Below are 5,168 nucleotides of genomic sequence, written 5' to 3'. Positions count from 1 at the left end.
TGCATCTGTACGTGGATCTACTACCTTAACAGTTACTGGAACTTCATCTGTCGAACCATCTGGATAAGTTACTATAACTGTACGTGTGACTTTACCATTGTTAACAGTTGGAGTTTCTCCAGCTTTCCATGCGTAAGTCGTTGTCGTACCTGGTGTTGTTCCTTTATCTGGCAAGTCAGACTTGTTGGCAATATAAGTCTCTGGTGATCCCAAATCTGGAACAGTTCCATTTGAAGTCAGATTCACTGTAGGATTTGTAGCTGTTGGTGTATATTTATCAGCTTGCTTACGGAACTCAATCTGAATATTGGCGTTATTAGCAGAGCCATTGTTTGTGTTGTTATTTGTCAGACCTTCTTGGTCATATCCACTAATATAACGATTCCAGATATTTTTGCTAGCGTCAGGATTAATTGTCTGACCTTTACCTACATACCCTGAAATATTTACCTTGTACGGATTAGTATCTGTCGCATTGCCAGCTTGACCTAAATTACTTGTCTTATCCGTGAAGTTAATACTTGTACCATTAGCAGGAAGTTCAAGACGACCACCATTTGTAACTTCGAAATTACCTGATGGTGCTACTGCTTGAGCATTGTCGTGAACCTTAATCTTATCCAAGCGACCACTGTTATCAGTTAAGTTCACATCAACGCTAAACTCTTCTTCACGATAAACGATAATCTTATGTGGGTTAGTGCCATCAATTTCTGCATTACTAATAGGAGTTAAGCTAGTAATTGTTGGAGCTACTGTGTCACGAACTGTGAAGGTTACAGGCACTTCATCTGTTGAACCATCTGGATAAGTAACTACCGCTGTACGTGTGACTTGACCATTGTTAACAGTTGGAGTTTCTCCATCTTTCCATGTATAAGTCGTTCTTGCACCTGGCGTTGTACCTTCAGTTGGCAAGTCAGACTTGTTGGCAATATAAGTCTCTGGTGAGTCATAACCACTGATTGTACCATCTGTCGCTACATCGATTTTAGAGCCTGTTACTGCTGTTGGTGTATATTTATCAGCTTGCTTACGGAACTCAATCTGAATATTGGCGTTATTAGCAGTGTTATTGTTTGTGTTGTTATTTGTCAGACCTCCTTGGTCATATCCACTAATATAACGATTCCAGATATTTTTGCTAGCATCAGCTTTGACTTCCTGATTTTTACCAACATGACCTGAAATATTAACTTTATATGGGTTAGTATCTGTCGCATTGCCAGCTTGACCTAAATTACTTGTCTTATCCGTGAAGTTAATACTTGTACCATTAGCAGGAAGTTCAAGACGACCACCATTTGTAACTTCGAAATTACCTGATGGTGCTACTGCTTGAGCATTGTCGTGAACCTTAATCTTATCCAAGCGACCACTGTTATCAGTTAAGTTCACATCAACGCTAAACTCTTCTTCACGATAAACGATAATCTTACGTGGGTTTTTACTATCAATTTCTGCATTACGATTATCAGTTAATTTAGTAATTGTTGGTGCTACCTGGTCAGCTGGTGTTATCTTAGCTGGAGTTGTTACATCAGGAACTTCAACAGTTGGTTGACCTGGTTCTGTAATCTTACCTATACCTGGGACATTACCTTCAGGTAAATCACTATTAGGTACTTTACCTTTACCGTCTTTACCGATTGTGACTGGGATTGGCTTGTCACCTTTACCTGGGATTTCTACCTTAGTTTCTGGTGGGTATGTTGAGCCATCTGGTTTCTTCGGTGTTACTGTAACGTCACCTGTCTTAGGATCTTGATTCAACTCTAATGTTGGTGTAATAGATTGTGTAACCTTGACAGTTGATGTAAACTCCGCACTTTGTCCAACGTTATTGACAGACTTGACCTTGACCTTATAGTCGCCAGGATCTGAAGCAACACGACCTGTGATAATAAGCTTGTGCTCATAATCACTCACTTTTTGAACTTCAACTTTTTGATCTTTAAGTTCCAGCTTACTATCCACTAACTTGATAGAATCAGCTGGATTATAACCTAGTTTTGGATCACCAAGTGAAAATCCTGCTAGATTATCTTTAGTTGTAAATTCAAGTCGAATTTCCTTACCTTTTTCGATAGTTTGATCAGCCCCCGTCACCTTAGGAGATGGCAAACCATACCATTGCATATCATTTCGGTGGGTGCTGAACTCATAGGAGCGCATCCCTGCTGCATACATGAGTGGAGTCCCCTCAGCAGCCTTGGTTTTGAAACGAAAGATATAGTTTGATGCACTATCCTTAGTTCTACCACGATAATCAATATCAAAATGATAAACTCTTTGCGTATGCTGGATCAACCAATCCTTCAAATAATCTGATACCAGAACATCCTTCTCCGTTGTCGTACGGGCACCACCTGTACGATTAAAATAGAGTGTATCAGGTTTTAAAATGATTTCTTCAAATGTTTTAATCTCTCCATCAGCACCTTTCCAGAAAGCATCGGTAGTGGCGGCTTTGCCCCAAGCCTGCTCGATAGCTCCACCAGGGGTACCAATGTTAACATCCTTAGACGTAGAGCTAACCTGATCTTTAAAGATGTCGTATAAGTTTCGTGGTAATCTTCCTTGAGTTTCAATACGTCGTTTTCCACCAGAACCACCCCAGTAACTACCAAATGATGCCGAACCGTCGTCTACCAAGGTATGACCAGTTGGAATGGTAAACCAAGCATGGGCATTTTGGTGGTTTTCAGGATTAGCTTCAAACTCAATTTCCCAATCGTATGTATCTCCGTTTTTAGTGACATCAACCTTAACGACATCCTTGACATCCTTAACTCTTTGTTTATCCGCAGTATTTTGGTTACGGTCTCTAAAGAGCATGGTACCAGCTGGATAACCTGAGCCATCTCCTTCCTTTGTGAAGTAGAGCCCAACAGCATTGTCATAGGTTGCCCCCGCATCAGCGCGAAGCGTTGTCCCAACTGGGATAGCTGCGCCATTACGGACGTCATTACGCCCAGAAGTCAAACGATTACGTGCAATCATAACAGAGCTTTCGTTACGTTTGATGACACGATTCATATCCTCAACATCACGAAGGCTAACTTCTACACCACCAAATGCAGACTTGGCTACTGCAACTTGGGCGATAGCTTTTTCCAAGATTTCACGTGTCAAGTCATTCTCTGGTGTTTGGGCGATAGCCTGCTCCAAACGATCAATAGATACTTTGAGACTAGCTTTAGCTTTTTCCAGTTGCTCAGCATTAGTATTTTCTGAAGTTTCCTCAGACTTAGCTGAAATTTCTGGAGTTGGCTTCGCTACTTCTGGCTTGATTTCTGGAGTTGCTTCCTGTGTACTTTCGTCATTTTTATCTGCTTTGACTTGAGGAGTTTCCACTGCTCGTAGTTGGTCCAAAACATTGGTCAAGCGAGCTACCAAAGCGTCCACTTCTTCTTGACTCACTTTTGAATTAGCAAGAGTCTGTTCAGCCTTGACAAGTTCTTCCTTGGCGCGGACTAAAAGATCTGTATTCGCAGTTTCCTTGACGTGAAGCTGGTCTTTTAACTGTACCACAAGCTGACTTGCAACAGCTGTATCCACTTTTATAGAACTAGTAGGCTTTTCCTTATCCTGCGATGCTAGCGGACTAGTATCTTGAGTTAAAGCCTCTACATGAGGTTGTTCAACAGGTGTTACGCTATCCGCACTAACGACGCGCGCACCCAAAAACATCAGCGCTGCAACAGCAACTGAAGCCGCACCGAAACTATACTTACGAATAGAGAAGCGTAAGACTTTTTCCTGTTGCCGACGCTTTACTCTACTTAGTGAATTTGATTTTTTTTCCATAGTTCCTCCTTATATTAAAGACAAAATCAAATTGAGAAGCAGTATTCCCTCTGGGGAATAATACAATAAAAATCACTCTTTTGAGCAATTTTTACACATTACAGCTATTACAGCTATTACAGCTATTACAGCTATTACAGCTCGATTATATCATTTTCAATTCATTTAAGCAATCATAAAGCCATTCAACCTCTCGAATAAAGCGCAAACATATGCGAACGTTTATAACACATTAATATACAGCTTGTTTAAATAAAACAGAAAGATTCTCCTTTCTGATGACATTCTCTCTATATATAGTTAATTGAAATAAGATATGAACAAAGAGATTAGGAAAATCAAAACAATTTCTAATAAATGTTTTAGAATCCATGGCGTACTACTCTAAGTTCACTCCACTATAGTAGATTGGCAAGTGTACTAATCGCTCACCGATTGAGAACTTTTGGGAACATTTCAAAACTGAGCACTAGGATTAAAGACATACAATATTTTGAGAGGGGGTTGGTACCAATACTGATACCTCCCTTTTTCAAGAATAAAACAACGGCCTTGTACCTCTTCAAATGAGGAACAAAGCCGTTTCTTGATCTTTTGTATTCATTGTCCACTTAACAATGAACCATTCATATTTTGACTAAATTTTTAGTCTTCTTTTTTCTTTCCAAGAGCAAGTCCGAGGCTACTTAGCATACCAAGAAGTCCTAGAGATGCAAGAGTTACATTTGATTCTGTTCCTGTATTTGGTAATACATTTTGAGAATCTTTTGATTCTGTTCCTGTATTTAGCAATACATTTTGAGAATCATTTGATTTAACTCCATTGTCAATAGTAGTCTTAGTATCTACCTGATTTGCATTCGGAGTAACAGCATCTTGAATTGGAGTTGTTGGCGCAGGTGTATCATGACCAGAATTTCCATTAGTATCAGGTGTGACTGGAGTGACTGGAATTGTATTTGGATTTGTATTTCCACTTACTTTTCTGAAAATGTGAGTAATTACTGGTTCATTTTCATCAATCACAGTTCGTACAAATTCATATACTGGAATTGATCCATGTTCAGCATCCTTTTCATTACCTGTCTTAACGGATGGTTTCAATACATTTCCGTCTTCATCAATCCATCGAACCTCAATCATTAGCTCTGGTAATGCATTTGAACCCCCTAATACATCGTTTTCAAAAGTTGTTACCTTAGGAACTTCCACAGATGATTTACCTGGTTCAGTAATCTTACCTGTACCTGTTTTTTCTACGTTTGGTAGATCACTGTTTGGTACTTTACCTTTACCATCTTCATCGATTGTAACGACGATTGGATTACCATCTTTACCTGGGATTTCTACCTTAGTTC

At 39.6% G+C, this 5,168-nt stretch carries 2 protein-coding genes; both read right to left on the bottom strand.

All coding sequences use genetic code 11. The features are described from left to right. Positions 1–3,810 (bottom strand): sialoglycan-binding domain-containing protein (locus tag HMPREF2837_RS08035; protein ID WP_148131843.1); only part of this gene is annotated, 3,810 nt, incomplete at its 3' end. A gap of 645 nt (positions 3,811–4,455) precedes the next feature. Continuing rightward, the coding region (locus HMPREF2837_RS08030) for an LPXTG cell wall anchor domain-containing protein (protein ID WP_148131844.1) at positions 4,456–5,168 on the bottom strand (713 nt) is incomplete at its 5' end.

The sequence above is a fragment of the Streptococcus sp. HMSC071D03 genome (genome assembly GCF_001812125.1).
Classification (GTDB): domain Bacteria; phylum Bacillota; class Bacilli; order Lactobacillales; family Streptococcaceae; genus Streptococcus; species Streptococcus pseudopneumoniae_N.
Note: the sequence above shows the minus strand (reverse complement) of the source record. Positions and strands in the feature narration are given on the sequence as shown.